The sequence below is a fragment of the Leisingera sp. ABM4_103 genome (genome assembly GCF_056158685.1).
The window spans coordinates 82138-108007 of record NZ_JBSWTU010000007.1 but is presented as its reverse complement, the minus strand read 5'-3'; the positions used below and the strand labels follow the sequence as shown (position 1 = coordinate 108007).

Below are 25870 nucleotides of genomic sequence, written 5' to 3'. Positions count from 1 at the left end.
GCCAGAAGTCGTGGCCGATCCAAAGGGTGAAATCATCCAAAGGATGTCGTCTCGTCCACTCTCTCAACCAAACCGGGATGCGTAGCTCTCATCGGCAATAAGCTGGTGCCCAGAAGCCGGCAAGAACGGCTTCAACCCGCCTCCAGCGCGCCGCCGAGCCGGCTCGGCGAATAATGCGGGATCAATAAGTCTCTTCAATATAAGTCATTTCGGGCACAACCAGCTCGCCTGCGGCACGCCGGAGCCGAGTTCCGCGGCGGCAGCCATGATAGTGCTCAGGCCGCATCCGCAATTTTTCTGAATTCCTGCTCCTGTGTTCGCCAGAAAAGACTGCCGATTGCAACCACCACACTGCCGGCCAGCAGAATTGAAAAGCCGTGGAACTGGCCAACAAGGAGAAACGTGGCAGCGAGCAGAACAACGACAAAAACCATCTTGAACCACAAAATTTTAGCTGGGGCTTCCTGCCGACTTTCTTTTGTCCCGACAGGCGGTTCTGCTACCGCAGACAGGTCCAGAACCCAATAGATTTGGGCAAAACAGACAAAAAATACAAAGCAGGTAACGAACAGAAGAAGGAAGCTTGTGAAGAACGGGGACGGACTCTGGTCAAGCCAACCCCACTCTGCGTTCTGCACACCGAAAGCTGCTCGCATATCGTTGATCAGCCAGTCTGCGACGGTCGCCCCATCTGATATCAAATACGCGGCATTCAGTTTTATGCAGGTGGCAAGCAGGATCCCCAAAACCGTGCAGCGAAAGATCCCCCGCATGATTTTGGTTCCGGCTTCGCGAACCTGGCGCTGGTGCTCTTCATTGGTTTCAAGCTCGGGGGCACTGCGCACTCCGCAGTAGTCACTGACAATCGTGTAGAGCAAGAGAAGACCGATGAAAAAGAACCAGTAGATCATACCAGAATAAAGGAATGCGAGCATGGACACCATGATAGCTTCCGGGACCGATGCCACCTCGGGGCGGGCGAGGACCACGAGGATCCAATCCAGCATGGCATTACCCGGGTCGCCCTGCAGGAGTGTGCGCAAATACACTCCTGCCCACTGAACAAAAAAGACCATCAGAAAACAAATCAGGAAGATCGCCCAGTATGAAAGGGAGAATGAGTCCACCTTGCGCGTCCAGCCTTCATCGCCAGTCAAATCCCCGTGGATCGCTGCCAGCGAAGCGCGCCCGTCTTCTTTCCAGAACGACAGCAGCTCTGCCGCGAATATCAGGAACAGCGGCAGCAAGGCCATTTCGCCAACGGTCCAGCTCAAAGACCAATAGAACCCGACTTGTTTGTCCAAGCCCTCAATCGGGCTGTAGGTGACACTGTGGACCCCCATGATATAGGCTAGGAACCAGAGCACACCGCCGCTAGCCCAAACCGCTATCGGCAAGTTCAATGAGTTGCGGCCGTGGAAAAGGGCTTCGGACGTCCTCGCCAGTCTGAACCGCCGCTTTGGCTGTACGGCGGCGGCATCTTGTGGTCTTTCCTCAGGCACAAGCACCAGGTTGCTCAAGGCAGCATCCGGAACAGGTAGCTGATCCCGCGGCACGGACTTTCTTTTCTGACGTCTCTTCGCCGCCAGCCGCGATTGCCCCGCACTCAGTTCTGCCTGCCATTCGCTGGTTGCTGCTGGGTCTCCGCACCCGAACACTCTGGCAAGCCAGCGGATATTGTCTGCACTTATTCCCTTCTCGTTGTCCTGAAACCAGAGTTGAACGGTGCGCAGGTCAATGCCGGTCCGGTTCGCATCGATCTGAGAAATTGCATCGGCAAGCAGATCCGGCGTCCAGGGCCCTTCAGGGAACCCGTCCTTGTCCACGGGCCGGCCGACGCCGGCGGCTGCAGCCTGTTTGAACAGGTCTTTGAATGTCCCTCCGTTCGATGATGGAGGCTGGAAGAATTTATCTCGTTTTAACAATAGCTTAAAAACTTTCGTTTCGTTATGTTTCGCAAGTCTTCGTATCCTATCGTGCCACTCGCTCAATTCGACGTATTCAGCACGCCGATTCAATTTAATGGTGTGCTAACCAATGAACAACGGCATCAAAGAAGCCATAGAAGCAATGGGTGTGCGGGTCGGAAAACCGCTCAGCGGGTACGAGCCAGCCGCACGCTCTCTCAAAGCCTGTGAACGCCCGGAGGGGGCTGCGCATCGTGCCAGGAAAGGTGTCAGAAAACAGGCGGTTCCGGTCGCCCAAGTTGAGGACGCGCGAGGCAAGACCGGTGTCGCCTATTTCTGGAACACGGGAGAATTTGAACTGGATTGGAGGTAGCCGTATGCGCAGCCGTCATCCGGTGTCACCCCGTTTCATCAGCCCGAACAAACTCTGCACAAGGTTAAGCTGTCCGGCGGCATGCCGCCGCGTCATGGCCCTGAGCGCTCCGCCCGGATTGGCTATTGGAGTAACCGGGTGGAAGCGGTTCCGGTCGATGAGCAGAACACACAGCATTGCCGCGATTTCTCCCATTTGACCGGCAGCATCCTGGTAGGCAGAAGGGTGAATGCAGAGGGGATGCAGCCGGTCAATGGCAGCGTTTATGAAATCTCGCTCATCAAAGCTTGGCCTGTCGCCGCAGGAAATCATGACCTGCATTTGCATGTCGCGGGAACAGAGGCTGAACAGCCTGGTCAGCGTAAGACGGGCCCCGAAGCTGCGGACGTCGTCCTTGTGAACCCGATCCGGCGCCGCATACTGCTTTTCTAAGCAATCTGCACGGCCGTCAGGCTGTGCAGCACAAACATCCAGGCCTGCCCGCTTGGGGGCAGTCCCTATCTTCTCGGGATCGTTACAGGGTACAATTTTTTCTTGAGTTGTATCTTGTATATAGCGGCGGACATCTCTGTCCGGCAGGGCGGACTCTTCATGCTTCGTTTCGGCGAAAGCCTGCAGCTCTTCAAGAACCGAGCTGACCTCACCCAAATGATCCCGCAACGCGCTTGCTGACACAGAAGCGTTGTAGCGGGCGGGCCAGCCGGTGAATTCCTGCGCCAGCTCTGACAAAATCTGGCTTTCGGGGTATACCGGCTGCAGTTCCATCAGCAGTGATTTGATCCGGCGCTTTGCAGCACTGACTTTCTGCTTCAGCACAGACCGGTCAATCCTGCCGGATGCAACATCGGCCTCCAGACTTATGAGGCGGGGCATTGCTTCAATCAACGGAGTGAAAACGATGCCCTGGCGGAACTCTTCACCGTTGGCCCTCCGGTAGCGGCAGCGGCGGCCATTCATAGCGGCTTCGTTGCGGATGAAACCGAAGGCTTGCTCCAGGGCTTTTTCTATGCGCCTGACCGTCCGTTCGTCCTTGCCGGTCAGGTATGCGATATTTGACTGCATCGAAAAGCAGACCGGCTCCATTGCCGGGTCGGTCCAATCGGATGGCCTGGTTTCGTCAATCATGGCGAGCACAACGGTCAACTGGCCATCATTCATTCCGAGTGCAGGGGCTATTCGTCTCAGCAGGCGCTCGACGTCGCTGCGCTGCATGTTTCCTGGAAGTACCGGAAAGGTTTTCGCCTCATTCTGTGAGGCATGGGCATATCTGCTCAATTTCTTGCTCCGTGTCATTGAAGCAAGGCGGAACGGCTTACGAATAAGGCAAAATATCTTTGTTCGCACGAATGCGTTTTCACTTGCCTGTTATGCCGGGGATGCACTAGGAAAAGGGTGACAAGTTATTTTCCTGCATCCCCCCGTATTGGCTACGCCTTGCGGGGGTTTCGCTTTTCAGCGTGGTGTGATGGGCTGTTTGTCCTTTCAGGGCTGAAGTTTCTTGCATGCCGGCATTCAACCCGGCGGTTCGTCGGTGAACGCCTGCACAAGCTATTTCCCTGCGCAGTCCATGGCGGGGCACCGCACGGGTCCCTGCAAATCCTTGGCTATCCTCCTGGTCTCCATGCACACGCAGTGGCGAGTGAAATAAAATTCGAGATGCGCAAAATTTCACATCTGCCTATTTTCGTCTGTTGACACGAAATTGATAAACGTGGCAAGCATCTATTGCGGGATGCGATGGCTTCTCGCTGAACAATCATCTTGCTAGGAAGTCGTCTCCAACAGGGGACGACACATGCCGATAGAGAGACATCAATCCTTGGTCACGGTCGCTGGCGTAAACAGCTGGAAAAAGGCGGGGAAAGTCTTTCGAGTTCGGTATGACCTGGTAAAACCAGGGGTGAACAGCGGTGCGCCGGCCTACAACTGTATTTACATTGTCGACGGCCAGGAGCACGTGCTGGTCGCGACCAACGCCAGGCCGACCGGGTTCATTGAAGAACGTCAAATCAACCTTTGGCCGGGCGTTCTCAAAAAGCACCACCTGCAATACGGAGACGGTTCAATGCTGGTCTTCAATCCCGAAGACCAAACCCTCTCTACTTGGATGGTCGGGCCCGATGGCAAGGCTGAACTCAGCACAACCGGCGAGGACAGCACCGGGGCGGACAACTAACCAAGGCGCCGCACGCCCGGAGATTGCGGGCAATCCATTTCCAACTGTGCGCGAACCCGCAGCTACGCCTCGTGGCGGGTCTGCTCCACGTATGCACGCAGCCCGGGCATGCGCCGAATTTCCTGATTATCAAACACATTCCGAATTTCGCCTGCAATGGGCGAGATCCCGCGGTGTCGGACCCGCGGGTTATTTCTGTGCATCTGAAACTACGAAAGGAACGAGGGATATGCACTTTTCGAGGACCCTGAAGACTGCCGCGATGGCTGCGGCAGTGGCTGTGGCTGGAACCAGCGCAATGGCGGCCGGTTCGGATACCGGTGTTGAAGCCGGTTTCTATGCGCTTGGCCAGGACCTGAACACCATTCTCGATGGTGCAGGTGGTTACGTCATCCTGATCCTGTCTGTGATCATCGGTGGCGCAACTCTGGCCGTGACCGGCCGCTGGGGCCATGTTTTCATTGCCATCGGTGTTGCGGTTTTCCTGGGCTACGGCGTCCAAACCGCCACCAGCCTCGGCGGTGTTACTGCAAGCACCGGTCTTCTGGAGCTGCCGGCCGTGGAGGCCCCCGTTTCGGAAACCGTCACTCAGTGATCCGGACCTGCTTCCCGTGCCTTCTGGCGCGGGAAGCAATCCCTGAAAGGAAGAGGCATGGACAAGGTCGTCAAAGTGGAACAAAGGCTGCAAGACCCGCCGCAGTTCTTTTTCCTGCCTGCCGATGAGGCGGTGGCCGGAATGTTTCCTATTGTACTGGGCCTCCTTGGCCGCCAGGCGTTTTTTGGCTTCGCAGCCGGGCTTGCGTTTTATTTCATCTGGAAACGTGTGAAGGGCGAGCGTGGATTGCATGGGCTCCTGGCTCTTCTCTATTGGATCACTCCGAAAGAGATCACCATCTATCGGTCCTTCCCGGATAGCGCTGTCAGCGCCTGGAGGGCGTGATGAACTTTCAGAACATGAACAAAGCCCTGAACCGCTCCCGGAAAGCGGTACTGACTCTGGGCGTTGTATCGGCTGGACTGGTTGGTGCCGTCGTGATGCTGTCGGCCAAGCTCTATTCGCAGTCCAATCAGGTGGTTCTTGTGCCGACCACCGTCAGCGACGGGATGGTGGCGCGCGGAACAGTGGATAAAGGCTATGTTGAGGCACTGGCCCTGGATGCGGTCTATGCGATGTACAACAGCTCGCCCCGGACCCTTCATTACGGGCGCGGCGTCCTGGAACGGCTGAGCGGCCCGGCTGAGCGGGCCGGCATCCTGGATACTTACGACCGGATTGCCAAGGACATCACCGAACGCAAGATCTCGACCGTCTTCTTTCCCCGGAAGATCGAGCACAACTTTGCCACCTATGAAGTGGTGGTTGAAGGCGACCTCGCCACCTACCTGGAAACAACTCAAGTCACCCGCGAAGACCGCCGGATTTTGATCCGGTTCAAGCCGCAGGCCGGTTCTGTCCGGCTCGCCGCAATCGGGAAAATCTCAGCGGAGGAGTGAAGCTGACCATGATGAAGACTTTGAAACTGGCTGCGGTCTTCGCAGCCGGGCTGGCGGCGGCTTGCCCGGTGAATGCGGCAGACCAGCGTTTTACCGTCTCTGAGGATGGCCTTGTCCGCTTCAAGGCATCTGTCACCGGCATTACCCGCGTCAGTGTCGTGGGCGACCGGATCACGTCGATTGTCAACGACAATGAGGCTTCGGTTTATCAGGTCCGCAATGACGAAAAGACCGGGGATCTGTTCCTCAAATATGCAGGCCCGGAAGGGATGCCGGAAAAGGAAGGCGGCTATCTGGTCACGGAAAAGGGCCTGACAGTCGCCTATGAAATCCTGCCGATCCGCGCGAGCACGCAAACCGCGCTGATCACGGTCAGAAGCAAGAACCCGGAACCGGAGGCTGCTGCGGGCAGCGGCGGCTTCGCCGGCACCTCACTTGGCGGCGGCGACGGGTTTGCAGCTCAGCTGACGGCCGCAACCCGCAACACCATCAGGTCTAAAATCCGTAGCCCGCGCCCGGGCAGCGCTCGCCATGGTGCGCTGATTACCTCGCACCGCACCGGTGAGCTGGTGGGCGAGGTTCGTGTGGCTGCGGCTGGCAAGTCGCCCCGGCAGGTTCGGGAACAGGAGTTTTACCGGTCCGGCGTGCTGTCGGTTTGGGTTCAGAAAAAGAGCCTCGCTGCCGGTGAGCGGTCCTGGGTTGTTGTTGTGAGGGCGAAGTGATGGCGCAGAAAGACCGCAAAAAGAACCAGATCATTGCCATTGGTGTTGTTGGCTCCATCGTGGCTGGTGGCTTTATCGTCCTTGGCTCGATGATGAACGGCGGAGCAGGGGGCGCGGGTCTGCCAAAGCGCGCTAATCCCACAGTTGACGAAACGATTATTTCGGACCGCACGGCTGCGGCCTCACCGGAAATGTCCTGGATCACCTCCGGGCGGATCCAAATGGAGCAGTTGCAAAAGGAACTGGAAGAGCAGCGCAAGCTGGTCGAGCAGTCCCGCCGCGAAGCCGAGCAACAGGCTGAAGCAATCCGGCAGGAATATGACGAGCCTATACTGCAGCTGATCGAAAAGATTTCGACGCTGGAAACACAACTGGCTGAAGCCAAAGACCGCCCTGCTTCAAGCGGGCCGGAACAGACCTTCAATGCCGCGGCGCAATTGCCCGGCAAAGAGCAGTTGACCCGGGACCCTGCGGAAATCGGGCCGGGAAGTGACTTCATTGAGCGCCGCACCCCTACGCGCACCGCACCTCGCCGGACGGGGCAAACAGCCGGTGATGGGGAAGGGGCCTCGGTACGCAGCACCTTCGGGCAGAGTTTCACACTCGCCGCCATCGAGCAGCCGCAAACGGAAGAACGCGAGATCCGCCGCCTGGGCAGCTACCTCCCGGCAGGCAGCTACGCACCAGCAGTTGTCCTTTCGGGCGCCGATGCGGCCACCAATGTGTCCAACCGGGACAATCCTATTCCGGTTTTGTTCCGGATTACCGGCTCCGCGGTGACCGCAGCGCTTGGAAACCGTCAGCCCGCGCGGGTGAACCTGAAGGGCTGCACAGTGCAGGGCTCCGCTACCGGCGATCTGTCGTCGGAACGGGTCAAGGTGCGCCTGATCTCCATGACCTGCGTAAACCGGCAGGGGGAAGTCCTGGAAACCAAAGTCGCAGGCTACATGGCTGGTTCCGGAAAAGAGGGTGTGCGCGGGCACGTCGTGAGCCGTGAAGGGACCAACGTCCGGAATGCTGCCATCGCGGGTGCTTTGGGCGGGCTCGGCAAAGGGCTGAGTGCCGGAGCTACCGCGTCTCTCAGCCAGGAAGACGCTTCGGTCAGTCAGATCCTGCAAAGCGCAGGCGCAGGCACACTGGCCGGCGGAGCGGAAGAAGCGGCCAGCACGCTGGCAGATTACTACATCAAACGGGCCGAACAGTATCAGCCGGTGGTCTCCCTCTATGGCGGAACCAAGGTCGAGCTCGTGTTTCTCGAAGGGGTGGAGCTGGGCCAATGAAGAAAATCGCAAGCCTGATTTTGATCGCGCTGGCCGCTGGCTGTGCCAATCCGAACACGGAAAAAGACTTCCTGTGTGAAGCGCAGCAAGGGTCTCCCTGTACCACTATCGGTGCTGTGGATGGCACTGGAACCGCCGCCGTGACCTCTGTTCAAGAGCGCCCGGAAGACACTGCTGTGAAGAGCCTCGCGCAGAACCCGCTGTTCTCCGGCAAAGGGGCTTTCACCGGCCTGCCGGACGGCGGTTTTCCCTACAACGCTGCGGCCTACCGCTCTCCGGAAGTCGTCGGAACGCTCTGGATAGCGCCGATCCTTGATGAAGGCGGGATCATGCATGAGGCGCGCTTTGTGCATTTCGTGATCCAGGAAGGGCAGTGGCGGCAGTAATGAGCAAAACCAACTCAACAAGCCTGAGCGGCAAAGCAGCCCGCATGGTTTCGATCAGGCAAGAGCGCCGTAATGCTGGTTTTGTCGAAGTGACGGTGTGGCTCCCTGTAGAGGAAGTTCGCCACTTCCGGGTCAAGGCTTGGCAAGCAGTTGAGGCCGTAAGCCGCTCTTTTCCACGCAATACCCTATTGGGCCAAAAACGCCGTCAGAGGGGCAGGAAATGAAAATAGTTCGTGACATAATGGACGGTCTGTTCGGGGATGTCCCGTGGACAGAGGAAGAGCCTGACCTGATGGAGGGTGATGTGCTCTCCGACATTCTGCCGTGGCGGGTCTATGATCCGGAACACAAGCTCTACCACTTTACCCACGGCAGCGGCTTCCTCATGGAAGCGGGGGCGTCGATCGGTCAAAACGATTTGGCGGAGAATATTGGCGGTGTCATTGCCGCCAACCTGCCGTCCGGAGCTACATTTCAGGTGCTGAATTGGACCTCTCCGGCCATCGAACCGGTTGCCGGGCGGTGGAAATCGGCGCGGCTTGGCCGTTCGGCTCTGATTGACGAAATGGTCCGTCAGCGGGTGTCCCACCTTCAGAATATGCGGTTCGGCATTGATGAGGATGGTGCCCGTGCCATCCCCTTCGACAGGCACATCTTCGTCGCGGTCTGGCAGGAAGGGGAAGAGCTTGGGATTGAGGACGAGAAGCGCCTCAAGTCCATGCGCTCGGCCCTCAGGAACGTGTTCGCCACGGCCAGCTGGTCGATGGATGTAGAGCCGCCGCGCTTTCTCGCCCTTTTGAGGGAGCTGTTCCACGCTGCTCGCCCGGAAGGCAGCGGTGAGGACTGGGACCAGGAAGCCTATGACGACAACATGCCGCTCAACTATCAGCTGCCCGGCGCGTCCCTGCGGGTTGGAAGCCAAGCCCTGCAATTCTCCGGAAGCCCAGAGCTGGCGGCTACTGTCTCTTCGGTGAATGCCTACCCGGGGGAATGGGTCTTTGGCCTCGGCATGGCCCTCAACGGCGATCCCGCCCGGCTGATGGACCGCCCGCTCGGTCCGGTTCTGACATCCTTCACGCTGAAGGCGATGCCAGGGCAGAAAGCCGGGGCGTTCATTCTGAAGAAACGGGGTATGGCGGAACACGCTGCCAACAGTTCCTTTGGCAAGTTTGTCCCGAATTTCGCGGAGAAAAAGGCGGAGCTGGACGGGCTGGCGGCTGAAATCCAAGCGGGCGAACGCCTCTTTGAAACACTCTATACTATCGTTTCCTACGCCAGGGGCGGTGCAACAGAGGCGCAGATGGCGGCAGGCGAGGTGGAATCCATCTACCGGCGCCAGCGGATCAAACTCTCTAAAGACACTTTCCTGCAGCTTCCCTTATTCCTTGCCAGCCTGCCGTTTGGCTGCTCGGGCCGGATGATGTCCGACTTCGGGCGGCAGATGCGTATGCGGCTTATGAAATCAACAGCGGCAATGGCCTTCCTGCCAGTGCATGGGGAGTGGATGGGCAATGCCCGGGGAACCGGAATGCTGCTGGCGGGCCGTCAGGGGCAGGTGTTCCAGTGGGACAATTTCCGTTCGTCGGGCAACTACAACACCGCCGTGGTAGGCAAGTCCGGTGCCGGTAAATCAGTGTTCATGCAGGAACTGGCGGTGGGGATCTACACCTCCGGCGGCAACGTCCTGGTGATTGACGACGGCTATTCGTTCAAAACCACGGCGGAAATCCTGGGCGGTAAGCACATTGCTTTTGACGGTCAGACCCGCAACCGCCTCAACCCGTTCTCTCTGCTCGATGCGGGTGCCATGGGGCAGGACGAATACAAGACCGATGCCATCGAGCTGGTTACCCGCGTTGTCGCCTCGATGGCTGATCTCGGCGGCCACACCGGCGGCCGGGTTGAAGGGGTTGAAGAGGACTATATCCGCACAGCCATTGCCCAGGTCTGGGACGAAAAGGGCCGGGACGGTGAAATCTCCGATGTGCGCGACCGGCTGCAGGATGCCGCGGCTGGTGAGCCGCGGCTGCCGGATGTGGTGCGCAAACTCAACCGGTATTCCCGCGGCGGGGCCTACGGCCACTACTTCGAAGGCGAGGCCAATATTGCACTGGATGCCCCGTTCACGGTGGTGGAGCTGAGCGACATCAAGGGGCAGGCCGGTCTTGAAGCGACGATCCTACAGATCGTCATGTTCCTTGGCACCGAACTGATGTTCAAAACTTCCCGCTCCACGCCTACAGCAATCGTGATTGATGAGGCTTGGGATCTGCTGAAAGGAACCGGCACCGCGGCCTTTATCGAGGGTGTCGTGCGCCGGGCGCGGAAATACACCGGGGCGCTGATCACGGGCACGCAGTCGATGCAGGACTATAAGGCCAACCCGGCCGCCAGCGTCTGCCTGGAAAACTCGGACTACCGGATCTTTCTGGCCCAGAAACCGGAGAGCATCGACGCGCTGCAGAGCATCGACCCGCCGGTGAAAATGCTCCTGAAGTCGCTGACATCGGTTCCGGGCCGGTTTTCCGAACTCGCAATTCAGATGCCTGAGGGCTTTGCCTACGGGCGTCTGCTGCTCGATCCGTTCTCGCTGGCAGTGTTTTCATCGAAAGGCTCCACGGTTGAGCGGATGAACCACTACAAGGCTGAAGGAATGAGCACAGTGGAAGCCATCAAGACCCTTGTTGAACGGGGGGAAGTGGCATGAGCTGGCAGAAGAAGACCCTCATTGCGCTTGGATTTGTGGCTCTGGCCCAGGCCGCTGTGTTTGCTTTCCTGCTGCTTCCGGATGTCTTTCGTGATGGGCCTCCGGCGATTGCGGTTTTCGACCCGGAGAAGAGCCTGACCATGTTTGTGGTCTGGTCAAATGGCCGGGTGCCGGATGAACAATTCGGGGACACACTCCCAGCGTTCCAGCAGGCTGTTCAGTTGGAAATTGACCGGCTGTCCGGCCAGACCGGCCAAATTGTCGTCCGTAAGGGCGCGGTGCTGTCGGCTGCGGGCCTTCAGGCCGCAGATGTCACCGGCATCATCATGGAAAAGGTGCTGGGTGATGCAGCGTTCTAAGCTGACCTTGATCCTGCCTGTCCTGGCCGTGACCGCCGCGGGTTACTACGGGCTTGCCTGCGGGCGGCTGGTTGTGAATGCGACCGGCAGCCTGAAAGGCAATGCCTACGCAATGGTGACCTGGCCGCTGATCCTGCGGCCGGGTGCCATCGTCGCGGTTGAAATGCCGGAGATCCTTGAGGGAAAATTCGGCGGGCATGAGCTTTACCTGACCAAGCGGATTGCCGGAGTAGCCGGCGATCCGGTCCGCCGCTCGGGAAATAGCCTCTGCATCAATGGCACCTGTGTCGAGGGGCAGCTGAAGAACGGCGCGCTTGTTGCACCGCTCTGGCAGGGCGATGCGGTGCCGGACGGCATGATTGCCGTGTTTGGAGACAGCCCGGACAGCCTGGACAGCCGGTATGCAGTGATCGGCCCGCGGCCGGTGGCGGACGTCGTCGCCGCAGGATTTGAAATCCCTTTCCCCCATTGGACAGACCTTGCGGAGCGCTGGAAATGACCCCGCCGCATTCTGTTTCTAAAACAATGAACCGCATCCGAAACCGTATTCGGAGCTGCTGCAGGCAGCGCAGAGGCCGCGGTTTCGGATCCCGTTCAAACAGAATGGGCGCACGCCGCCGTTTTCATGCTGCCCTTCTGGTCCTCGCTGCTGCCGCAGGGCAGGGGGCGGCCAAGGATCTCGGCACCCACGGCCCATTGTTCGAGGTGGCTGAACCCTCGCTGCTGGACACGATCAAGGACCGGCTCCTGGAAATGGAAGCGGCTGGCGAACTGGATCAGATGCGGCAGGACATGCAGGACACCACGCGGGCCTATGTGAACCGGCCGCGTCCGGTTCAGGGTCTCGGCAAAGCGGAGGAATACGCGGTTTGGGAGGTCGATATGTCGATCACCCTGAAAGAGGATCTGGCAGACCATCAGGGCCGGGTTTTCGCCCGCGCTGGCACAGTCGTGAACCCGTTGGCCTATTCCCGCTTTGAAAAGCGCATCGTCCTGCTTGACGGCGACGATCCCGGCCAGGTGGCCTTTGCGCTGGCAGATGGCGGCGAGTTGGACACGCTTCTGGTTCTGGTGAACGGTGATCCGCTGGGCCTGATGCGCGAGCATGGCCGCCGGTTTTATTTCGACCAGGATGCTGTGCTGGTGAAGCGTTTCGGCATCCGCAATGTGCCTGCCGTGGTGCAGCGCGCAGATCCCGTCATGCAGGTGGAAGAAATCGCGCTCGGAAAGGGCGGGGAGGTGCTGCAATGAACCTGCGCGCCCTGATCCTCGCCTTTGCCTTCGCCCTTGCAGCAACCCAAGCGGCAGCAATTTGCAACAAGCGGTTTCTGAACCCCATCACGGAAGTTTGCTGGGACTGCATTTTTCCCATCTCCATCGGCGGCCTGAGCCTGAGCTTTGGCGCCAGCCGCCCGGATACGAGAAACCAGACCTTCCCGCTCTGCGTCTGCCCGGGTGTTCCGCCCCGGCCCGGCCTGTCCATTGGCCTTTGGGAACCGGCCCGGCTGGTCGATGTAGCAAATGAGCCCGGCTGCTTCGTGAATATGGGCTTTGACATGGATTTCGGGCTGCTGTCTCTGGGCAAATCCTCTGCTACTCAGCAAAGCGGCGGCAGCACCGGGTCGCGCTGGCAGGCACATTATTACTTCTATCCGCTGATTTCCTGGCTTGGTGTGGTGGTCGATGGTCTTTGCCAGCAAAGCGCGCAATTCGATGTCGCCTATATCTCGGAGATTGACCCGCTCTGGCAGGACGCAGAGTTGAACAACCTGATCAACCCGGAGGCAATCCTGTTTGCCAATCCGATTGCCCAGGCGGCCTGCGCTGCGGATTGCACCAAGGCGTCCTCCGGCAATCTGCCGATGGATGCGCTGTTCTGGTGCACCGGCTGCGGCGGCTCGATCTACCCAATCCAGGGCGATGTCGCTGCCCATGTTGGCGGGGTGATGGCGAGCCAGGTGGTTGCAACCAAGATGGTGGCCCGGATGCACAGGCTGCTGATCGCACGGAAAACCGCGTCGGAAAGACCGCTTTGCCAAACCCAATCGCAGCCGGTGATCAAGAAAAGCCAGTACCGGATGCAGGTGACGCGCCCGCGCCCGAAAACCTCGGGCCGCTACGCCTGCGGCCCCATCGGCTTTTCAGCTCAATACGTGGATCGGCTGAGAGAGTTCCCCTTCAAAGGGGAATCCTTCGGCTGGCTGTTCTGGAGGAAGAGAAATTGCTGCGCACTCTGACTTTTGCACTCGTGGCTGGATCCGCATTGGCTGTCACACCCCTGTCCCTTGGCGCCCAGGAGGCGGGGGAAGGTGTGACCGAATACGCACCGGGCAGCACCGGGCGGATCACCGCGCCGCTGGCGGCCATCGTTGACAGCGCCAAACAGCAGGGGGAGGTGCTGCGGCAGACCCTGCGGCCGCTTGATGAGGCGGAAGGGGCCTTTTCTGACGTCGATTTCGACGGGCTGCGCACCCGCGCTCTGTCGGATCCACGCGTCCGGGCCTTGCTCGGCGCGGATGCCACCGGGGGAGCTGCCAGTGACGCGGAAGAAGTGCGGTACGACGGTGCCACCATCTTTTTGCTGGCCTCTTTCTCGATGCCCAAGGAGTCACTGCAGCAAATGATGGCTGAAGCCCGGAAATTCGGTCTGCCCATCGTGTTCCGCGGGTTCGTGAACAACTCGGTCTATGAAACTCAAGCCGCCCTGGAAGAGACGTTTGGCTCTCTGGATGATGCCGTGGGCTTCTCCATCGACCCTACTGTGTTCACCCGGTTCCGGATTACATCGGTGCCGCAGGTCATTGCCATGAGTGAGGCGGTCGATGTCTGCGAAACACCTGGATGCGAAGCGGACCCTGTGCCGCCGCATGACCGGGTGGGCGGCAATGTTCCGGTCGAATTTGCCCTGCGCCTGATCGCGGAACAGGGGGAGGCCGGCGCTTCTGAGGCCCGGCGGCTGCTCTCCCAGCAGGAGGCCGCAGATGCTGAATAGATCTCTTTCCCTTGCCCTGATGGCCGTCCTGCTTGGCAGCGGCGCTTTCGCGCAATCCTTCATGGACCGCGCTGCGGCTGCAGCTGATAGGTCTGTGAATACGGGCAGCACTTTCCGGGATGAAACGGTCAACGAGGTGGTGACGCCATTTGAAACCTCCCGGCCGCCAGAGGCGGGCATGAGGCACACCACTTTCGAGGACCGCATTCTGGAAACCCGCGATGCGGATAAGACCCAAGGCCGGGTTCTGCGCGCCACAGAAGACAGCGCGCTCATCCGTCCGGACATCGACATCGACGGGCAGGGGGAACTGTTCGATGACGCCAATTGGGCGCATGAGAATGCAGAGGACATTGCCGGACGGTATTTCAGCAGCGAAACCGGCAGCTGCACCACGCCGGAGGTTCCGGTGTCTGACGTGCGCGACGCGTTCTGCGAAAGCCTGCCTGCGCGGGAAGAAAAGACCTGCCGCCTGATCCGGAAAATCCGGGTGGACCGGACCGACACTTACCGCTGCGACAGGCGGGCTGCGAATTATGTGCAGGTTTGCGAAAAGACCAATGAATATGAGTGCAAGGTCAACTCGAACCGCTCTGCCTGCATTCGCAGAAAGATCCGGATTACCGGCGGTGATGTTACCTGGAGCGGAAAAACTGCGACCATCAGCTTCCCGGCCGCTTCGCCAACCGCGAACGATGGCAGCAGCCATCTGAAAAAGCATAGGTTTTCCATAGAAGTCTCAGACCGGTTTGCCCCGGATGAAGTCATCATGGAGCACGTTGAGGCCCGGGGCGCTCTGCAGGTTTTGGCCGGGAACACAGTTGTTGGCACGTTCTCCCGCACCCGTACCGGCCATTTCCTGAATGGCCGCGGCAATGCGTGCCCGGCCAATGACACAGACGGCTTGCTTGTCCCCATGGTTAAGTTGGGACCTCCCAGCTTCAACCAAAATCAACTCTACAGGTGCTTCTGGGGACCGCCCTTCGGTGGCATGGGCGTGCAGCCTCTGACGGCAATTATCAAGAAACCGCTGGCAAGCAGCACCGCCTTGCAGCCGCCGGCATCCGGTCCCGGCGTTTTCTCAAGCGGCTGGGATATGCCGGAAGGCCCTACTTCCTGGCGGGCAAAAGTCTACAGGCTCATCGAGCACGGCAACGATAAAATCTTGCAGTGGTTCGAATGCCAACCGCTGGAGCATGAACTTTGCCATCAAATGCAGGTGCTTACCCGGAGCGAAACGGTTTCGAAAGATGTGCTTCGGTTCATCAATCTGAACACCTATCCCCGGTCGCGCCCGGACCAGGGCCAGCGGTTCCGCAAGACCGACTTCACAGCTCGCGTTGTCTTCGCCGGAGGGACGTCCAATGGCGGCAGAGCCAAGATTACCATCAAGTTCGATGGTGCCTGCTGCGACAGCTTCAGAAACGTCGGAGAGGAGGTCTGCGAGTGAGCCGCCTGATCCTTCTTCTCTTTGCTCTCCTGTTCTGGGCTGCACCCGCCTCGGCCGAAATTACCTGCGCAGATGCCGAATACAGCTGTGTGGAAACAGACACGGCGTCCACAGGCGGCATCCGGCTCACCAGTTATTGTTCCCGTGAAGCAGGAACACGCTCCTGCCATGACAGCGCTCCGCTTGATGAATGCACCGCCACGCGCGCCAGTGTTAATTGCACCAGGACCAACCGCCGCTGCGTCGATTACCGCAACGGGGAATGCCGTCAGTGGCGTCTCACCTATTCCTGCCTGAATGAAGACGACGACATGAGCCCGGCGCGGCTTGTGAACACCGAGTTCGGGCCGACGCAGGAGGAAATCATCAACCGTTGCGGCAGGTTTGAAGACAATGAGGAATGCGAGCTGGTTGAAACCATCACCGAGGAGGGTGCCGAAGTCCGCGACATCAACCGCAAGAGCTTTTCCCGGAGTTGGTGGAAGCGGAAGCGCGTTTACAGCTGCCTGTCCGTTGGTGAAGGCGAAACCGACTGCGGGCCGCTGGAAAGCGATCCGACCTGTATCCTGCAAGGCAACACCTGCCTTGCTGAACGTGATGGGGTCTGCACGAACCGGGAGTATCACTACCGTTGCGGCGTCTCTTCCGGGGATCTGGAAACCAGCTGCGAGCCAATCAACGTCTGTGTTGGTGACAACTGCATCGGGGTCGAACAGGAAACCTCTGATGACTTCGGCAGATCTGCGGCCTGGCTGAACGTGCTGGCGCAGATGCAGGAGGAATACCGGGAGCAGGCCGCCACTGACCCGAACGATGTGCGTTTCTTCCAGGGCACCACAATGACCTGCAGCAAGGCGCCAGGACGTAACTGCTGCGGGACCGGGGGTCTCTTTGGCGGCACTTGCCCGGAATCTGCTGCAATCCTGCGGGACAAGCGGGAAGCGGGCGCAACCCGTTTTGTTGGCGTCACCTGCCAGCAGAAGGTTTTGGGGGCCTGCGTCAAGAAACGCTACCACTACTGCACCTACAACTCGAAATTCGGCCGGGTCTTCATCGAGGAGTTCAAAAAGCAAGTTGACGAGGGCTGGGGCACGCCGGGCTCAGCAAACTGCGGGTATGTCACCATCGAAGATTTCGGGAATGTGGACATCGAGGAAATGGATCTGTCGCCTGTCTTCGGTGACATCATGAGCGACATTCAGGTTCCCGTCTCTGAAGATCTGCAGTCTTTCTATGAAGACCGCTTCCCGTCGGCCGGCAGCCAGGCGCAGGACGCATTCGGGGAGATGGGCCAATGAACCGGCGCATCTTCCTTCTGTCCAGCCTCAGCGCAGCGGCGGCACCGGCATTGGCCAGTGCTCAGGAAAACCCTGGCGTTGGTGTGATCTTCATCGGGGCGTCCTGGTGCTCCTTCTGTAAATCTGCTGCGCCGGTGCTGGCGGCCATGACCCAGCCCGCCGGCATTCCGGTCCTGGTTGCCTCGCATGACGCACGGCCGATCCCGCCGTTTGCAGACGTGACCGATGCCAGAACGCACCCGGTTGCCGCGCAGATCACCGAGTTCCCCACAACTCTGATTTACTCGCAGGCCGCCGGGGAAATCACAGGCCGGATCACCGGTTACCGCAATGCGCGCCACTACGCGCAGTCCGTGCGGGCCGCAGTTCTCGCCGCAGCCGGGAGGACGGGCTGATGCTGAAACCGTTGACCCTTGCCGCACTTCTAGCCACTGCAGCCTATCCCGCCAGCGCGGGGCTGGTCTGCAATGGTGAAGAAGTAGACGGCTGGCATTTCTATTGCGACCCGGAACCTGAGCCGGAGCCGGTCAAACCTGAACCGGCACCGGAGCCGGAACAGGAAGCCAGAGAAGAACCCCAGGAGCCGGAAGAACCGAAAGAGCTGACGGCCACCGAGGAGATCGAGGCGTTCCGGGAATACGCCGACGAGCTGAAGCACCGCGCCATTCTCGATCCGACGCCGGAAAATGTGCAGGCGTATATGGAGGTGAACAAGCAGATGGCACAGCAAGCGGCGCGTTTCGCGGCCGTCTGGCAGCGCGTGCTGTTCGGCTCGCCCCACCTCGATGCCAATACCCGCCGTCCTCTGACCCAGATGGGCACCAATATCTATCAGGACCAGCGCAATGCGGCGGAGCAGGCGGCTCTGCGCCGGGCGGCGCAAGAGGCCGGTCTGATCTTTGTCTATGACAACCCTGCGGACTGCCGCTTGTGCCTCGCGCAGGCGCAGATCCTCGACGGCATCCGCAATGCCTACGGCGTGGAAATTCTGGCTGTGTCCACCGATGGCAGCCCCATCGAATTTTTCCCAGACGCGGTTCAGAACGCGGGCCAGCTTGAGGCCCTTCAGCTCGCGGACAAGCCGCGCCCCTTCATCGCCATTGTCGATGCCGCCAGCGGGGAAACCCAGCTGATCGGGGGCGGACTGCTGACAGAAGATCAGATCCTGGAGCGCATCTACGTGGTCCGGGAAGTGCCCATGGGCGAACGGTATCAGTGAAGGAACAGGCAGAATGGCGTATTTCATCGGCAATATCCCCGTGGATCCGGCAACCGGCGACGGCCAGAACCTCCTTGGCCGGGCGCACCAGGAACACAGCCGCATTACCTGCGGCTGCCGGAAACCGGCCCCGCAAATGTATGTGGCCTGCGTGTATGGCCGGTTCATTCTGAAGCGGATGCCGGGCACCGGCGCGGAACACGCGCCCGGCTGCGAGTTTTTCCTGCCGCCGGAAGATCTCTCGGGCTTCGGCCAGGTGCAGGGCAGCGCGATCAATGAAGATCTGGATAGCGGCACCACGACGCTGAAGGTCGATTTCCCTTTGACCATGGGCAGCAAGCGCCCGGCACCGCCCGCGCCTTCGGGACAAAAGCCGACCGAGGCCAAGGCCAGCCCGCGTAAGCTCGGCCTGTCGAGCCTGCTGCAATACCTGTGGCATGAGGCGGACCTGGTTAAATGGACCCCGGCGATGCAGGGCAAACGCTGGTGGGGGCCGGTGCAGCGTGCGCTTTTGAACGCGGCGGCGGGGAAATCCGCCAAGTCCCGTGACCTGCGGGATATTCTCTATGTTCCGGATTACTGGAAGGCGGAGCGGAAAGAAGAAAACGCCGCGCGCCGGGCCAAACTCCTGCGCGGCCTTCAGGCGCCTGCGCGCGGCCCGGCCCCGCTTGGCCTCGTTGTGGCCGAATACAAGAGCCATGAAGCCACCCGCATGGGTGCGCGCTTCCTGTTCAAACACGCGCCGGACTGCGCCTTCTTCGCGGAAGAGGACCTGGTGCGGAAATTTGAGAAGGTGTTTGCCGATCAGCTCATGCTCGCGGACGCTTTGGGTGACGTGCATGTGATGGTGATCGCCACCTTTAGTGTGGCTAAAGCTGGCTACCCTGTTCTGCGGGAAATCGGCATGATGCTGGTCACTGCAAACTGGATCCCGTTTGAATCCATCCGCGACTATCAGCTGATCCAGGCACTGACAGAGAGCAGGCGCGCTTTCCTCAAGTCCCAGCGGTTCACCCTCGACCATGAGACCCCGATTGCCTGCGCGGTGCTGACCGACCTGGAAAGCCCGGTTTCGCTATTCGTTGCTGATCCCGCCGCGGACACCAACGCCGTCGCCGCCCTGCGCGAAGTGGCTGCAGAAGGCACCTATCCTGCTTGGCTCTGGCTTGATGAGGACACGATGCCGGAACTGCCGAGAGAGGGTGCGGCCACCCCCGGAGCAATTAAGTTGGCAGGTTCCGGGGATGGCCATGAACCCCGGCCAGACTTGTTATGGGACGCTGACCGGGTCTCAGTGCCTGAAGCTATGCGGACCTCCACAGAAAGGAAAGACGCATGAACAAGCTGTTTCTAAGCTGTGTTTTTGTTGCCGCCGGGGCCAACGCTGCCGCGGCCATGCGCGAAGTGGCTGCAGAGGGGACCTATCCCGCTTGGCTCTGTCTGGACGAGGACGCGATGCCGGATCTGCCCCTGTCCGGCAACCGGCGGGCAGAAAAAGGAACGGCCATCCTCGAAGAGACAGGGGATCATGAGGATGGCCGGCAAGCCCTTGGTTTTTGGGAGGAAACAATCAATAGGGGCCTGCCCCAACCAGATAGGAACAGGCCGGGTGAAAGGGAAGGCCAATGAGGCGCAATTTCCTGAGCCTTTTCGCCGCAGCCTCGGTCTTGGCTGCAGCACCTGCGGCCGCCGACGTCGGCCAGGACCTGAAACAGTTCTGGGAACGCACCGGCGGCGGCGTGAACGTCACCAAGCCGACGGCCTACAAAGGGCAGCAGGCGGGCTATGCCACGCTGGGTTCCCTCTATCTGCGCACCCGGCCGCGCAACAGCCAGCTTGCAGAGATCCAGCTGCCCTCCGTTCGCGCGGGATGCGGCGGCATCGACATCTTCGGCGGCGCCTTTTCCTTCATCACCGAGGAAGAGCTTATCGCGCTGATGGAAGCGATCATGCAGAACGCTGCCGGATTTGCCTTCGAGCTAGCGCTGGAAAGCCTGTCGCCTGCGGTGCAGGAGATTGTCGCCAAACTGCGCGATCTGATCCAGCAGGTGAACGCAGGCAACATCAACTCCTGCGAAGCCGGGCAGCTGCTCACCGCCTCACTCTGGCCCAAAATGGACGGGGCCTCCCAGCACGTCTGCCAGACTATTGGCGGCTATACAGGCCGGTTTGCAGACCGTGTGGCCTCGCGCCACGGCTGCGGCACCGGCGGCCAGCATAACGCGACGCTGGGCCGTGCGAGCGGGGCCTTGGCCGAGCAAGTGCCGACAAATGTGAACTATGCCTGGCGCGCGGTGAAGAAAAACAACTTCCTTGCTTCCAGCCCGCGCATTGCAGAGTTTTTCATGACCCTCACGGGCACGATCATCACCATGGCTCCGGAGGATGATGACGCCAGCGCCACGCACCGCACCATCCCGCCGCGTGCCCTATCGCCGGATGCTGCCAAATCCCTGGTTGAGGGCGGCGCCTACAAAAGCCTGCGCTGCGATGAGACAAATGACTGCCTGAACCCGGTGCTCAGGGACAGAACCCTGTCCGCATCAGACGCACTGTTCGCCGTCACGGCGGATGCCATCCAAGGGCTGTCGGATGCCATCAGCAATGACACCGCACCGCCGGATGAAGCCATTGCCCTTATCAACCTGACCACCATTCCGGTCTACAAGCACCTGGTTACAGCCAAGAGCTACAAATACCAGTTTGTCCAGGACGACATCAACTCGATGGCGGAGCTGGTCGCGGTCGATCTGGCGATTGCCTACATTGACGAGGGCATGAACGAGATCCTGAACTCGGCCGCCAACGTCGATATTGCCGGTGACATCAACCGGGAGTTTCAGGAAACGGTGCGCGAGTCCAAGGCCGTGCTGCAGGACCTGCGGGCCTCTGCACAGCGGAAATACGCGGAAGCCCTGCGCAACCTGGAGCGCCTGAGCCTTGCCAGGGGAGAACTGGCCGCATCGTCCAATGCGATTTTCAGCAACATCATCACTCAGACCGGGGGGCAGTGATCCATGCCCGAACTCGAAATTCATACAGTTGGCGGCGGCTACTATCTCTATGATGTCTTCAACTACCTCGCGGCCTTCACCGGCTCGGGCAACTTCGGAGCACTGATTTACGGCGGTATCGTCGCTGGCGTGCTCGTGGCAGGCCTCCAGTTGGCGATTTTCGGAGCAGCACGGCAGGCGGTGACCTACTTCATCGGCGTGATGCTGGTGGTTACCGTCGGCCTCGGCCCCAGGGCGCGCGTGATCATCATGGATTCCACCGTGCCGCTTGGTATCTACGGCACAGTAGACAATGTGCCGTGGTCCGTGGCCTGGGCCGGGTCTCTGACATCGAGGGCCAGCGCATCGCTCACAGATGTGATGGAAACGCTGCTCGCTGCGCCGGATAACCTGACCTACCAGAAATCCGGAATGCTCTTTGGCTCCACCATTTTGAGCCAGGCGGCCCGCTGGCGCTCTGTCACTCCGGTTGTTCAGGAAACCCTCGTGAACTTCATGGAAAACTGCATGGTCGATGGCTCGAACATCGGCATTGTCGATGTGGGCGAACTGGGTCAGGCGGGCAATCTGGTGGCCTACATCGGCGCCAATGTTCCGCAATCTCTGGCCTATTACGATCCGGTTCTGGAAGAAACCACGACCTGCGCAGACGGCTGGCCGCAGATTACCAACCGTCTCAACAATGAAGTGCAGAATGTCCTCTATCAGAAGGCCGCTGCAGCAGACCAAAGCCACTTCGCTGCAGATCCCGCGCTCTCGGCTGCCGATATGCGGCGGACACTCAATCAGTTTCAGACCTTCATCGGCATGACCTCGGCCGGCGCTCAGGCAACCATCCGGCAAACCATGCTGGTCAACTCACTGGACGGCGCGGTCCAGCGGCTGATTGCCTCCTCTGGAAACAACGCGGCCATGACGGCCTATCAGGCAGCTCGAACGGAGGCCCAGACCTCGGCCAGCTACAGCGCTGTCGGGATCTCGGCTCTGAAATGGGTGCCGCTCCTGAAAATCGTCTTTGAATCGCTCTACTACGCGGCGTTTCCGCTGGCGATGATCATGATGATGACGCCTTTGGTATGGAATGTCATGAAGGGGTACTTCGGGGGCTTCCTCTGGCTGTCCGCCTGGGATCCGCTTTCTGCAATCCTGCATTCCATCGTCATGAAAGCCAGCTCCGGGTATTACCGGGAGGCAATGGGCTCTTATAGCGCCGGTGCGCTCGACTATTCCCTGACCTTCGCCAACTACCTGGGCGTCCGCGCGGTCGAACAGGATGTGGGCACCATCGCGGGCTACCTGATGATGTTAGTGCCCTTTGTTTCCACGGTGATCCTGTTCGGCGCGAGCCGCATGGCTGGCCTTGCGACCTCGATGCTGAACGTGGGGCAGGGGGCTGCAATTGAATCTGGCCGCGAAGCGGCCACCGGCAATATCTCCCTCTCCAATGCCAGCATGAATAATTTCGCGGCCAACAAGTGGAACACCTCCGCCGTGCGGGATGCGGGAGCATCCACTGTACGGATGGCAAATGGCGCGATGCGGACAGTCAATGCCGATGGTTCTTCGACCTTCGCCACCGGCACCGCCCAATCGACCGGCGGCATGTCGGCGCGGGTAGGCCAGACCATCAGGGAAGAGGTGTCCGACCGGAAAGAGGCGGCGATCCGCAATGCAACCTCGCTGAGAGATGAGTGGAGCACAGCACTTAATCAGACCGCCGCGAACTATGCGAACTTCGGCCGGTCTCTTTCGAACGGCACAAGCACGGCTAATGACAGCTCGGTGTCCCAAGGTAACAGGTGGTCTGAGGAGGCCCGCGAAGCGCATACGGCAGTTGAAAACTTTGCCAAAGAACATGGGATCTCGGTCGATGCCGCCTACAAGGTGGCGTTGTCTGCAAGCACACCAGGCGGGACCGTCCTTGGTGCACAAGGCAGTATCAATGGGACAGGTCTCGACAGCGACTCTTATCGCCGTGTGGCGTCTGCCGCGCGGGACTCTGGCCTGACGGAAACAGTCGCCAAATACGGCGATGCAGTGAACTCGATCCGGGCCAGCGAACACAGCAGTCTGACCAATACCGAGGACGGCGGCAATCGCTGGAGCATCGACAATGTGCAGCGCAAAGGCAACGCATATGCAGAGGCACGGGAAGAAGCCGAAACTCTGGCCTCGGCAGAAAGCAACCTTTATTCGCACGGCATCAGCTATGATGGTCAGCTGACCGACGCGGTGATCGGCGAATGGCGTGAGGCTGGATACAGTGAGCAGCAGATCTCCGGCTTCCTCAACCCGAAGTCCACCGCTGGTGTGAAAGCCCAGGAGGCCGCCGTGGAGAAAGTCCTGCCCGGGTTGCTTCAGGAGCTTGGCCTGGATCGGCCGAACCCTGGCTTGGCACAGGCTCATACGCTTTCGCGCCCGACGGAAGAAATCACCACCCAGCGCCTGCCGTCCAGCGGCATGGATCATCATAAAGAGTTTGGCCGGATCACTGAGGCCACCGGGAAGGTTCAAGGGGCCAAGGAAAACCATAGGAATGCCTTGTCTGAGCAGGCAACTTCCAAGGCCACAGAAAATGAGCGCGCAGTGGTCGACGGTCAAGATTTCGGAGTGGTTCCTGGCGCGCTTCAGAAGGTTTGGACGACAGGAGAGGACATCGTGGACAGCGTTCTCGATGCAGGCTCAGCAGTATCCTCCGCGATCAGCGGCACACCTCAGCTTTCAAACTATGACCGGGATGTAATGATCCGGACCATCGCCGGAGAAGCTGGACGGGAAAGTGAAACAGGTCAGGCCGCTGTGGCGCACGTGATCATGAACCGGGTTTCAGATGAGCGTTGGGGAGACAATCCGGCCGAGGTCAGCCTGCAGCTCAAGCAGTTCTCTGCCTGGAACAACGGCGTTGGCGGAAACGGCCTTCCAATGAAACTCGAAGAGGGCAGCGCCGAATATGAGCGGATCGGCCGGATTGTCGATGGCGTTGCCGCCGGACAGATCCCCGACGTGACCAGCGGCGCCACTCATTACTATTCGCCAAAAGGCATGGAGGCGCATGTAACCGCCGGGGAGCAAGCCAATTCGGTGCCCGCCTGGCTCGGCAGAGAGTCACAGGCGCGCGGGCACCAGAATGTTCAGATCGGCGGCCACATTTTCACCGGCCTCAGAAGAGAAAGCGAGTGATGCTAGTGCCGATGGTAATAATCCGAGTAACCGCCATACAGCCCTCGCGAGTCGATCAAATCGGGCTCTGGGTCGTAGGTTCCGCCGCTGTTCCGCAGCAGCCAGACAACAAACCAGACTGCACCTGCGCCGAGATAGAACAACCCGATGGTTTCGAGCTGCAGAACAACCAGCACAGCAAAGCCCACCAGGTAGGCGATTTCTTTCCAGAATTTCGTCATCAGGCGTCGCACAGGATTCTCCCTTAGGGCGAGCAAGCGTAGCAAAACACTCCTAATCAGGCAATGAAGCCGCAGAAATTCGAAGAACGGAAAGAAAACGGGCAATGATTTTAAGCAACACAACATGGGGCAAGGCAGTTTTGGCGGCAGCAGTGGGTTTTACCATCCTCGGGACCCCTGCTGCCGCTGAAACGCCGCAGACCGATTTCGAGTTTGATCAGCGCGTGCGTGACGCACTTCTTCGCAATCCGGACATCATCCTGGAAGTGTTCGCTCTGCTGGAAGCAAAGGAAGAAGCCGCCAAAGCCGTGAAAGACCAGGAACTGATCGCCAAAGTGGCTGACGAGCTGTTTGAAGGGCTGGATCCGGAGAAGCCGATCCTGGTGGAGTTTCAGGACTACAACTGCGGGTATTGCCGCCGGGCGCACCCCGTTGTCGCCTCTCTGAAGGAAACCATGCCGGACCTGCAGCTGGTCCTGATGGAAACCCCTGTCCTGGGCAAGGAATCGACATTCACCGCCAAGGCGGCGCTGGCGCTGAAAGCGCTGAAGGGCGTGGACGCCTACCGCGAATTTTCCGACGCCATGATGTCGGTTCAAGGCAAGGCCAGTGCAGCCACCACCATCCGCACGCTGGCGGAGCTGGGCCATGATCCGGAGGAAGTTACCGCTGCGGTGCAGGAAGGTCTTGGCGCGGAAGATCTGGAGAAAGCCAAGCGCCTGGCTGCCGCGCTCGGCGCAACCGGCACCCCGTATTTCGTGGGCCCCGGCGGCATCATCCGCGGCGCGGCCCCGGCGGACCGCCTTCAGGCAATCACCAACGCACCGCAAGGCAGCGGGCAGGGATCGATCTAGAAAAACGGCAGCGGCGGGTAATGGCTGCAATACCTCGGCATTGGATGAGGCCCACAGCCGGGCAAACACAGCCCGCCGCTGCCAAACTGATTATTCCACAGGGACCGAAAGTAAAGCCGGGCCAGCGATTTCAAAAAGGGAAATTTCAGTGAAGAAGAGCAAGCGGGCAGTTGCAGCTGCGGGCCTAATGGTGCCGGCTGGATGCATCGGAGACGCCAACCAGGCTTCGGCCAACATC

Annotated in this window: 27 protein-coding genes; 24 read left to right on the top strand and 3 right to left on the bottom strand. The window is 59.8% G+C overall.

Features of this window, described 5'->3' with window-relative positions; translation table 11 throughout:
• Nucleotides 1-275: 275 nt before the first annotated feature.
• On the bottom strand, nt 276-1991 hold the full coding sequence (locus ACXAED_RS22850) for an RcgA family putative transporter (protein WP_475053881.1): 1716 nt from the start codon (nt 1989-1991) through the stop codon (nt 276-278).
• Between the two features lie 46 nt (nt 1992-2037).
• On the opposite strand from ACXAED_RS22850, the gene ACXAED_RS22845 reads away from it, so the two are divergent.
• Nucleotides 2038-2280, top strand: coding sequence for a hypothetical protein (locus ACXAED_RS22845; RefSeq protein WP_027255871.1), 243 nt, complete (start codon nt 2038-2040; stop codon nt 2278-2280).
• Between the two features lie 15 nt (nt 2281-2295).
• On the opposite strand, the gene repC is transcribed toward ACXAED_RS22845, so the two are convergent.
• Nucleotides 2296-3555, bottom strand: a complete 1260-nt coding sequence (repC, locus tag ACXAED_RS22840) for a replication initiation protein RepC (RefSeq protein WP_475053879.1) — start codon at nt 3553-3555, stop codon at nt 2296-2298.
• Nucleotides 3556-4075: 520 nt separating this feature from the next.
• On the opposite strand from repC, the gene ACXAED_RS22835 reads away from it, so the two are divergent.
• The 22 genes from ACXAED_RS22835 (at nt 4076) to ACXAED_RS22730 (ending at nt 24557) form a co-directional block, all read left to right on the top strand.
• Nucleotides 4076-4456 carry a hypothetical protein gene (locus ACXAED_RS22835; protein WP_475053877.1) on the top strand — a complete coding sequence of 127 codons (381 nt, stop codon included), beginning with the start codon at nt 4076-4078 and terminating at the stop codon, nt 4454-4456.
• A gap of 229 nt (nt 4457-4685) precedes the next feature.
• Complete coding sequence (locus ACXAED_RS22830) at nt 4686-5051, top strand: hypothetical protein (RefSeq protein WP_475053874.1); 366 nt, start codon at nt 4686-4688, stop codon at nt 5049-5051.
• A gap of 57 nt (nt 5052-5108) precedes the next feature.
• Entirely contained in the window at nt 5109-5396 is a 288-nt protein-coding gene (traL, locus tag ACXAED_RS22825) for a type IV conjugative transfer system protein TraL (protein ID WP_035919424.1), read from the top strand.
• Nucleotides 5396-5950, top strand: coding sequence for a TraE/TraK family type IV conjugative transfer system protein (locus ACXAED_RS22820; protein WP_051371724.1), 555 nt, complete (start codon nt 5396-5398; stop codon nt 5948-5950). Before traL ends, ACXAED_RS22820 begins: the two co-directional genes overlap by 1 nt.
• A gap of 8 nt (nt 5951-5958) precedes the next feature.
• Entirely contained in the window at nt 5959-6672 is a 714-nt protein-coding gene (locus tag ACXAED_RS22815; RefSeq protein ID WP_475053872.1) for a TraK domain-containing protein, read from the top strand.
• The gene (locus tag ACXAED_RS22810; protein WP_475053871.1) at nt 6672-7952 is read left to right on the top strand and encodes a TraB/TrbI/VirB10 family type IV secretion system protein; all 1281 of its coding nucleotides are present in this window, start codon (nt 6672-6674) and stop codon (nt 7950-7952) included. The genes ACXAED_RS22815 and ACXAED_RS22810 overlap by 1 nt, the downstream gene beginning before the upstream one ends.
• Nucleotides 7949-8338, top strand: a complete 390-nt coding sequence (locus ACXAED_RS22805; RefSeq protein WP_222506019.1) for a TraV family lipoprotein — start codon at nt 7949-7951, stop codon at nt 8336-8338. The genes ACXAED_RS22810 and ACXAED_RS22805 overlap by 4 nt, the downstream gene beginning before the upstream one ends.
• Nucleotides 8338-8562, top strand: a complete 225-nt coding sequence (locus tag ACXAED_RS22800; RefSeq protein ID WP_475053868.1) for a hypothetical protein — start codon at nt 8338-8340, stop codon at nt 8560-8562. Before ACXAED_RS22805 ends, ACXAED_RS22800 begins: the two co-directional genes overlap by 1 nt.
• Complete coding sequence (locus tag ACXAED_RS22795) at nt 8559-11045, top strand: TraC family protein (RefSeq protein ID WP_475053866.1); 2487 nt, start codon at nt 8559-8561, stop codon at nt 11043-11045. The genes ACXAED_RS22800 and ACXAED_RS22795 overlap by 4 nt, the downstream gene beginning before the upstream one ends.
• Complete coding sequence (locus ACXAED_RS22790) at nt 11042-11404, top strand: hypothetical protein (RefSeq protein ID WP_475053863.1); 363 nt, start codon at nt 11042-11044, stop codon at nt 11402-11404. Before ACXAED_RS22795 ends, ACXAED_RS22790 begins: the two co-directional genes overlap by 4 nt.
• Nucleotides 11391-11903, top strand: a complete 513-nt coding sequence (locus ACXAED_RS22785; protein WP_475053860.1) for a S26 family signal peptidase — start codon at nt 11391-11393, stop codon at nt 11901-11903. The genes ACXAED_RS22790 and ACXAED_RS22785 overlap by 14 nt, the downstream gene beginning before the upstream one ends.
• Nucleotides 11904-12007: 104 nt before the next feature.
• Entirely contained in the window at nt 12008-12655 is a 648-nt protein-coding gene (traW, locus tag ACXAED_RS22780) for a type-F conjugative transfer system protein TraW (protein WP_475053858.1), read from the top strand.
• The gene (gene traU, locus ACXAED_RS22775) at nt 12652-13641 is read left to right on the top strand and encodes a conjugal transfer pilus assembly protein TraU (RefSeq protein WP_475053856.1); all 990 of its coding nucleotides are present in this window, start codon (nt 12652-12654) and stop codon (nt 13639-13641) included. The genes traW and traU overlap by 4 nt, the downstream gene beginning before the upstream one ends.
• A 26-nt stretch (nt 13642-13667) precedes the next feature.
• Nucleotides 13668-14396, top strand: coding sequence for a type-F conjugative transfer system pilin assembly protein TrbC (trbC, locus tag ACXAED_RS22770; RefSeq protein WP_475053855.1), 729 nt, complete (start codon nt 13668-13670; stop codon nt 14394-14396).
• Between the two features lie 409 nt (nt 14397-14805).
• Nucleotides 14806-15846: a hypothetical protein gene (locus tag ACXAED_RS22765; RefSeq protein WP_475053853.1), complete on the top strand. Its 1041-nt coding sequence runs from the start codon at nt 14806-14808 to the stop codon at nt 15844-15846.
• Complete coding sequence (gene traN / locus ACXAED_RS22760) at nt 15843-17144, top strand: conjugal transfer protein TraN (RefSeq protein WP_475053852.1); 1302 nt, start codon at nt 15843-15845, stop codon at nt 17142-17144. Before ACXAED_RS22765 ends, traN begins: the two co-directional genes overlap by 4 nt.
• Entirely contained in the window at nt 17141-17539 is a 399-nt protein-coding gene (locus ACXAED_RS22755; RefSeq protein ID WP_475053849.1) for a TlpA family protein disulfide reductase, read from the top strand. The genes traN and ACXAED_RS22755 overlap by 4 nt, the downstream gene beginning before the upstream one ends.
• Nucleotides 17539-18363, top strand: coding sequence for a conjugal transfer protein TraF (locus ACXAED_RS22750; RefSeq protein WP_475053848.1), 825 nt, complete (start codon nt 17539-17541; stop codon nt 18361-18363). Before ACXAED_RS22755 ends, ACXAED_RS22750 begins: the two co-directional genes overlap by 1 nt.
• Nucleotides 18364-18376: 13 nt before the next feature.
• On the top strand, nt 18377-19702 hold the full coding sequence (locus ACXAED_RS22745) for a DUF1173 family protein (protein ID WP_475053847.1): 1326 nt from the start codon (nt 18377-18379) through the stop codon (nt 19700-19702).
• Entirely contained in the window at nt 19699-19992 is a 294-nt protein-coding gene (locus ACXAED_RS22740) for a hypothetical protein (RefSeq protein ID WP_475053846.1), read from the top strand. Before ACXAED_RS22745 ends, ACXAED_RS22740 begins: the two co-directional genes overlap by 4 nt.
• Nucleotides 19989-21377, top strand: coding sequence for a conjugal transfer protein TraH (locus ACXAED_RS22735; protein ID WP_475053844.1), 1389 nt, complete (start codon nt 19989-19991; stop codon nt 21375-21377). The genes ACXAED_RS22740 and ACXAED_RS22735 overlap by 4 nt, the downstream gene beginning before the upstream one ends.
• Before the next feature lie 3 nt (nt 21378-21380).
• Entirely contained in the window at nt 21381-24557 is a 3177-nt protein-coding gene (locus tag ACXAED_RS22730) for a conjugal transfer protein TraG N-terminal domain-containing protein (protein WP_475053843.1), read from the top strand.
• 2 nt (nt 24558-24559) lie between these two features.
• On the opposite strand, the gene ACXAED_RS22725 is transcribed toward ACXAED_RS22730, so the two are convergent.
• The gene (locus ACXAED_RS22725) at nt 24560-24790 is read right to left on the bottom strand and encodes a hypothetical protein (RefSeq protein ID WP_323779213.1); all 231 of its coding nucleotides are present in this window, start codon (nt 24788-24790) and stop codon (nt 24560-24562) included.
• A gap of 92 nt (nt 24791-24882) precedes the next feature.
• Between ACXAED_RS22725 and ACXAED_RS22720 the strand changes: the two genes are divergently transcribed.
• Nucleotides 24883-25632, top strand: a complete 750-nt coding sequence (locus ACXAED_RS22720) for a DsbA family protein (RefSeq protein ID WP_475053842.1) — start codon at nt 24883-24885, stop codon at nt 25630-25632.
• Nucleotides 25633-25870: the final 238 nt, after the last annotated feature.